Origin of the sequence: Bacillus sp. JJ783, from assembly GCF_036963225.1 — a bacterium.
Classification (GTDB): Bacteria; Bacillota; Bacilli; order Bacillales; family Bacillaceae_G; genus Bacillus_A; species Bacillus_A cereus_U.
In genome coordinates this window covers 1-7430 of the sequence record NZ_JBALMG010000005.1, presented here as the reverse complement: position 1 = coordinate 7430, position 7430 = coordinate 1, and the positions used below count along the sequence as shown (strand labels likewise).

Sequence of the window (7430 nt, the reverse complement as noted above, 5' to 3'; positions counted from 1 at the left end):
TATCATCATATAATTCTAATTATTTCTAATAAAAAGAAAAAGATATACTTTTTCATAACATTTTACTAAAAATAAAATTATTAACATAGTGAAAGAATTACATTTCCTTCACTATGTTAATAAATATTATAAGGTAGTTAGTTTTTCCTTTACATACTCAGTTCACAACAAAATAAACCCCGTATGTTTTTCACCCCCACTAATGATGAAAAGCCCAGAATGAAATCCAGTTAACACATACAAAAAAATATGGGGGGAGGGGCATATGAATCAACAAGTAGATTTAAAATACCGTACACCACTTTATCCAATAGTTCCAATCGTAGATCTCTCACTCAATTTCCTTACATTTGTTAGTTTAGCCTTTATTCCAGATCAGAGAATTTCTCTGTCTTGCTGGATTCCATTTATAATCATTTGCTACATTTTATACCAAGTTAAACATTCGGAAAGTTGTCACATTTGAACAAAAAAGAAATATAACTCAGGCAATAAACTAAAAATATTAAAAATTCAGTAATCTTCCTTATGATAAGATAATTTTTTTCTATTTATTGGGTATGTTGGTATAACTTTATTTATCTTAAAATTCTCACAATCACGTTTTTATCTGGAAAATAGTTTACAATGTTATCAAGTTACAAATGATATTCACCTTAAAAAGCGTGCATTTGTGTCTATTTTTTAACAATATCACAAAAACTATTGCCATCTATAAATTAATAGGTTTATATTGTTTTATTGGCATAGTTTCAATCCAAGGAGAAAGGAGATTTTCAATCGTGCAACTAAAGAAAGCATTTTGGAAGTTGGCTTCGCTTCTTCCGTTATCATTAGTTCTGTTCCTCGGTGGCTGTGATAAAAAACTCGCAGTATTAAATCCGCAAGGACCTGTTGCAAAGGCACAGTATGATTTAATTGTTTGGTCATTCGTGCTTATGTCATTAATTATCGCAATTGTATTCATCTTGTTTACAGTCATCTTGATTCGTTATCGTGAAAAACCAGAGAATATGGACTATGAGCCACCTGATCAACACGGTAACACATTATTAGAAATCATTTGGACGATTATTCCTGTTATTATCGTTATCGCATTATCGATTCCAACAGTTAAAGCAACTTATGCTTCGGAAGAGGTTCCGCAAGAGTCCAAACATATTAAACCAGTTGAAATTTATGTTACATCTGCAAACTGGAAATGGTTATTTAGTTACCCGGAGGAAAAAATTGAAACCGTTAACTATTTAAACATCCCAGCTGGTGTACCAATTCAATTTAAACTGACTTCTGTAGGTCCAATGAATGCTTTCTGGGTACCAGAACTTGGTGGTATGAAGTATACAATGGATGGCATGATCATGGACTTATATTTACAAGCTGACAAACCAGGTTCTTACCTAGGTCGTAGCTCGAACTTCTCTGGTGAAGGATTCACTCACATGGAGTTCGAAGTTGAAGCAAAAACAAAAGAAAAGTATGACAAGTGGGTAAAAGAAGTACAAGAAACTGCTCCTAAACTAACAGAAGATAAGTACAACGATATTGTTAAACCTGGTGTAGTTGGTCGTATGACATTCTCTAGTCATCACTTAAGTTATGTAGATCCAAAATCACTTGAATATTGTGATTACAACTACTACAAAAACAAAAAATAATAGCTATTATTCCAACAGATTGGAGTGAACACAGTGAAGCTTGATGAATTTTTTGTCACAGGTGACCCGATTATTTACGGAGCTGACGCATCTATCGTTCTTGTGACATTAGCGATTCTTTTCGTACTAACAAAGTACAAAAAATGGAGATGGCTTTGGGATGAATGGTTAACAACTGTTGACCATAAAAAAATAGGAACCATGTATATTATCTCTGCCGTTATAATGTTATTCCGTGGTGGTATGGACGGTTTAATGATTCGTGCCCAGTTAACATTCCCAGATACAACATATTTAAACGCTGAACACTATAACGGAATCTTTACAACACATGGTACAGTTATGATTCTTTTCATGGCGATGCCATTCGTTCTAGGATTAATGAACGTCGTTGTACCATTACAAATTGGTGCTCGTGACGTTGCATATCCGTTCTTAAATGCTTTAAGTTTCTGGTTATTCTTTATTGGAGCAATGTTATTCAACATCGCTTTCGTAATCGGTGGTTCTCCAGACGCTGGGTGGACTTCTTACTTCCCAATGGCGGGTACAGAGTTTACTCCTGGTGTAGGAAATAACTTCTACGCAATCGCCTTACAGATTTCAGGTCTTGGTACGTTAATGACAGGTATTAACTTCCTAGTTACTATTTTAAAAATGCGTACACCTGGAATGAAATTAATGAAAATGCCAATGTTTACATGGTCTATTTTAATTACATGTGTAATCATTATTTTCGCTTTCCCAGTATTAACAGTAGCTCTTGCATTAATGACATTTGACCGTCTATTTGATGCTCACTTCTTTACGATGGCGAGCGGCGGTATGCCAATGCTCTGGGCCAACTTGTTCTGGGTATGGGGTCACCCTGAAGTATATATCGTTATTTTACCGGCATTCGGTATTTTCTCTGAAATCATTAGTACATTCTCACGTAAACGTCTATTCGGTTACAGTGCGATGGTATACTCAATGGTTGCAATTTCTTTACTAAGTTTCGTCGTATGGCTTCATCACTTCTTCACGATGGGTGCAGGTCCAGCGGTTAACTCGTTCTTCTCGATTTCGACAATGGCGATTTCGATTCCAACCGGTGTTAAAATATTTAACTGGTTGTTTACGCTATATAAAGGACGTATTCGTTTTACAGTTCCAATGCTTTGGTCATTGGCATTTATTCCAAACTTCGTAGTTGGTGGAGTTACAGGGGTTATGCTTGGAATGGCAGCAGCTGATTATCAATACCATAACAGCTACTTCCTAGTCGCTCACTTCCACTACGTATTAATCGCAGGTACAGTATTCGCTATGCTTGCTGGATTCACATTCTGGTATCCAAAAATGACAGGTCATATGCTAAATGAACGCCTTGGTAAATGGACATTCTGGATCTTTATGAGCGGATTTAACATCTGTTTCTTCCCAATGTACTTCCTAGGTTTAGATGGTATGACTCGTCGTATGTACACTTACTCTGAAAGCCTTGGATGGGGTTGGTTGAACCAAATCGCATCTGTCGGCGCAGTAATGATGGGTATCGGATTCGTAATTCTTTGTTACAACGTAATTTGGAGTGCACGTCACGGTGAACGTGACACAACTGGAGATCCATGGGATGGCCGCACACTTGAATGGGCAACTCATTCTCCTGTACAACATTACAACTTCGCGAAACTTCCTGAAATTAAAGAAGCTGATGCTTTCTGGTTCATGAAAAAACGCGGAGAAACAATTACACCAACAGCAGATGAATTAAAACCAATTCACATGCCAAGTAATTCTGGTGTGCCTATTATTATGTCTGCATTCTTCGGACTTGCAGGTTTTGCATTAGTATTTAGCTGGTTCTGGATTGCAGCAATCGGTGGTATTGGTATTTTAGGTTGCTTAATCTATCGTTCATTCGATTATGATGATGGCTACTACGTAAGCGTTGATGAAATTAAAGAAACAGAACATATAGCATGAGAGGTGAAATGACATGGCGGCTTTAGATAAAAGCTTACCTTTGGAATATCAATCCGAGCAAAGCAGATTGAATATCCTAGGATTCTGGATTTTTCTTGGGGCTGAAATTATGCTGTTCGCAACACTTTTCGCCTCTTATCTAGTCCTTGCTGGTCGTACGGCAGATGGTCCAACACCAGCGCAATTGTTTGAGGTTAAAACACTTTTAATTCAAACACTACTACTTTTAACAAGTAGTTTCACATGTGGTATCGCAATTCACGAAATGCGTAAACACAATCAAAAAGGAATGTTAGCTTGGTTTATCCTAACTTTACTTTTAGGTGCAGGCTTCCTATTCTTTGAAATTGAAGAATTCATTTTGTACGTTGGTGAAGGCGCAACGCTTCAAACAAGCGCATTCTTATCTGGATTCTTCGTTCTTCTTGGAACGCATGGTGCCCACGTAACAGGTGGTATCATTTGGGCAACTTGTGTTATTATCCAAATTTTAAAACGAGGTTTAACACCAGTTACAGCTCGTAAAGTATTTATTATCAGCTTATACTGGCATTTCCTTGATCTTGTTTGGGTCTTTATTTACACACTAGTTTACTTGAACGGGATGGTGGCGTAAATGGGTCAAAATAACAATCAAGCAAACGGGCATGCGCATAGCGGATTCCCATGGTCACACGTTTTCGGATTCATTTTATCGCTTGCACTAACGTTTCTTGCTTTATATGTTGCACTTTACACAGACTTGCCACTTTCAACGATATTAACAACTATTATCATAATGGCAATTGCGCAAGCGTTATTACAATTAATTATGTTCATGCACTTAAAAGAAGGAGAAGGAAGCATTCAAATCCTTACAATGATATACAGTTTCTTCGTTGCAATTGCAACAGTTGGTCTTACTGTATGGATTTTCTTCTCAATGTAATTTGCATGAAAAAGACTGCTGAGATTCCTCAGCAGTCTTTTTTTATCCCGCAGTAACGAGCAGTAAGACCCCCACTGATTAAAGTTTCACTTTATCCCCTCCCCTATTACATCCACATTACGGAATTAACAACAAAATCATGAAACATATACTTATCATGACAAATGTTAAGAAAACTCTTTCTTTATGAAATCGAAACCATATCCGTTGCTTTTCTTCCTATTATATGGCTAAATAGGTACTATATTTATTTGAAGGGAGAGAACGCAGTGGAACATCATTCTTCTGTTCTATCACTGATGGTTGTTGTCGCAATCACGTTTTTCGTTCCCCTTTTGTTACAGCGCTTTAAATTAAAAGCACTTCCTGTCGTTGTTGCAGAAATTATCGCAGGAATCTTTGTAGGTAAAAGTGGATTTAACATCATTGAGCCAGATATGTGGCTTCAAGTCTTATCAACACTAGGGTTTATCTTCCTAATGTTTTTAAGTGGTTTAGAAATTGACTTTTCGATCTTTAAGCAAAAAGGGAAAAAGAATACGACAAACGAACCGAACACATTCCAAGCAGCAAGCATTATCTTCTTATTTATTTTCATTTTATCTTATGCCCTATCATTACTATTCGTATGGCTAGGATTCGTAGACAATGCAATGTTCATGACTTTAATTATTTCAACTATTTCTTTAGGTGTTGTTGTGCCCACATTAAAAGAAAATAACTTAGGAAAAACCGCAATCGGGCAAATCATTTTATTAGTCGCTGTTATTGCAGACTTAGTTACAATGATTTTACTCGCGGTATTCGTCGGATTAAATTCCGAAAGTGGCCAAAGTATGTGGCTTCTACTTCTTCTATTCGGTGCTGGTATTGTAATTTACTTTGTCGCAAGACGTTTTAAAAATATTCCATACCTAGAAAGCCTAAAAGCCGGTAGTGTACAAATTGATACACGAGCTGTTTTTGCACTCATTTTAATATTAGTTGGATTATCTGAATCTGTTGGGGCAGAAAATATTTTAGGAGCCTTTTTAGCAGGTGTACTCGTATCTTTATTATCACCAAATGAAGATATGGTTGAAAAACTTGATTCCATCGGATATGGTTTCTTCATCCCTATTTTCTTCGTAATGGTTGGTGTAAATCTAGAAGTATGGTCTATTTTTAAAGAGCCTTCTAGTATGCTAATGATCCCAATTCTAATTGTGGGACTCTTTATTTCAAAACTGTTGCCATCACTCGTCTTACGAAAATGGTACCCACGCAATATCGTACTCGGAAGTGCTATTTTGTTAACATCAACACTTTCTTTAGTTATTGCGGCTGCACAAATCGGTGAAAAGCTAGGCATCATTAGCCCAAGTTTATCAGCATCTCTTATTTTAAGCGCAGTTATTACTTGTATTTTTGCACCTATATTATTTAACAAGATGTTTCCAAAAGTGGAAACACCAAAACCGAAAGTATCTATTATTGGTGCAAGCAGAATTACCCTTCCGTTATCACTTGATTTAAAACGTGAAGAGTATGACGTAACACTATATATGATACGTCAAAATAAAATAAATGATGAGGAAGCGAAATCTCATGACTTCCCTATTGTAAAATTAGATGAGATTACTATTCAATCTTTAATGGAACAAAAAGCTTTCGAAGCAGACCGTGTTGTTGTTGCGACAAGTGATGATGAACAAAACTTATTATTAGCAGAACACGCAAAAGAATTAGGTGTTGAACACGTCATCGCAAGTGTAGAAGATCCCCTTCTACAAGAAAAGGCGACTCAAGAACATATCGCTGTATTCTCGACTATTAACTCTACACGTATTTTATTACGTGCACTTATTGATAAACCAAGTCTCGTTCGCTTAATTACAACAGCAAATGAAACGGTGCGTGAGGTTGCACTACGAAGTAATAAATATAACGGCTTAGCACTTCGTCGCCTTCCGTTTTTAGGTGATGTACTTGTCATTCAAATTTACCGTGGTAATAAAGCATTAATACCACATGGTGATACGAAGTTACAGTATGGCGATACTTTACTTGTAACGGGTTCAAAAGAACATATTGATACAATGAAAAATATATTAGAGTAGAAAATGCCCCTCACATAAATGAGGGGCATTTTTTCATTTTCATATGGTAAAATGTTACTATCACGTATTATGGGGATGAATAACATTATGTCTATTTCAACTTTAGCTCTCTTATTATTAGCAGAAGTACTCGTCGCCATTATTCTCATCGGTATTAGCATTGAAATTTGTAGCTACGGATGGAAAAAATCAAATGGAATTAAGTACTTTTGTCTCTTATTTTCACTCCTTCTCGGAACCGCTAGCATACTAGGACTTCTCGTTGCACCCGCATATTTCTTCTTACAACTTATAGAAAAAGGCTTATAAGAAAGGATGATATTATGATTACAGTGAAACATATTGATGCATCTGAAACATACTTATTACGCCAAAAGGTTTTGCGTCCCAATCAATCATTAGCAGATTGTAAATACGATTCAGATTACGAAACAGACGCCTTTCATTTAGGTGCATTTCTACATGATGAACTTGTTAGCATCGCCTCCTTCTCTAAAGAAATACATCCTGATTTACAAGCTGGTACCCACTATCGTCTACGAGGAATGGCAACTTTACCTAATTTCCGAAACCAGCATGCTGGCACTTCCTTAATCCGTAAAGCTGAACAAGTCCTCCAAGAACGCGAAGCAAATATTCTATGGTGTAATGCCCGAATTACCGTAGCGGATTATTACAAACGATTAGGTTTCCATGAGCATGGTGAAATCTTCGAGATTGTTCCAATAGGACTACATAAAGTAATGTATAAAGAAATATAAGAAAAGCTTTCTGCAT

7 protein-coding genes and 1 pseudogene are annotated in these 7430 nt (G+C 36.4%); all 8 read left to right on the top strand.

The genetic code is table 11. From position 1 onward, the window contains the following. Positions 1–280: 280 nt before the first annotated feature. Positions 281–500 (top strand): annotated as a pseudogene (locus tag V7038_RS01155) (amino acid permease); the annotation flags it as partial. A gap of 282 nt (positions 501–782) precedes the next feature. Then, complete coding sequence (locus V7038_RS01150) at positions 783–1658, top strand: cytochrome aa3 quinol oxidase subunit II (protein WP_002114212.1); 876 nt, start codon at positions 783–785, stop codon at positions 1656–1658. A gap of 33 nt (positions 1659–1691) precedes the next feature. After that, positions 1692–3626: a cytochrome aa3 quinol oxidase subunit I gene (gene qoxB, locus V7038_RS01145; RefSeq protein WP_002114203.1), complete on the top strand. Its 1935-nt coding sequence runs from the start codon at positions 1692–1694 to the stop codon at positions 3624–3626. Positions 3627–3639: 13 nt separating this feature from the next. Beyond that, positions 3640–4242 (top strand): cytochrome aa3 quinol oxidase subunit III, encoded by a 603-nt coding sequence (qoxC, locus tag V7038_RS01140; RefSeq protein ID WP_002116263.1) that lies wholly within the window; start codon positions 3640–3642, stop codon positions 4240–4242. Further along, a complete protein-coding gene (gene qoxD, locus V7038_RS01135) occupies positions 4243–4554 on the top strand; it encodes a cytochrome aa3 quinol oxidase subunit IV (protein ID WP_002114198.1) in 312 nt (103 codons plus the stop codon). A 269-nt stretch (positions 4555–4823) separates the two neighbouring features. After that, entirely contained in the window at positions 4824–6653 is a 1830-nt protein-coding gene (locus V7038_RS01130) for a monovalent cation:proton antiporter family protein (RefSeq protein ID WP_016103566.1), read from the top strand. Positions 6654–6671: 18 nt separating this feature from the next. Beyond that, positions 6672–6962 (top strand): DUF4022 family protein, encoded by a 291-nt coding sequence (locus V7038_RS01125; RefSeq protein ID WP_002114192.1) that lies wholly within the window; start codon positions 6672–6674, stop codon positions 6960–6962. Positions 6963–6976: 14 nt separating this feature from the next. Next, entirely contained in the window at positions 6977–7414 is a 438-nt protein-coding gene (locus V7038_RS01120) for a GNAT family N-acetyltransferase (RefSeq protein WP_335468796.1), read from the top strand. Positions 7415–7430: the final 16 nt, after the last annotated feature.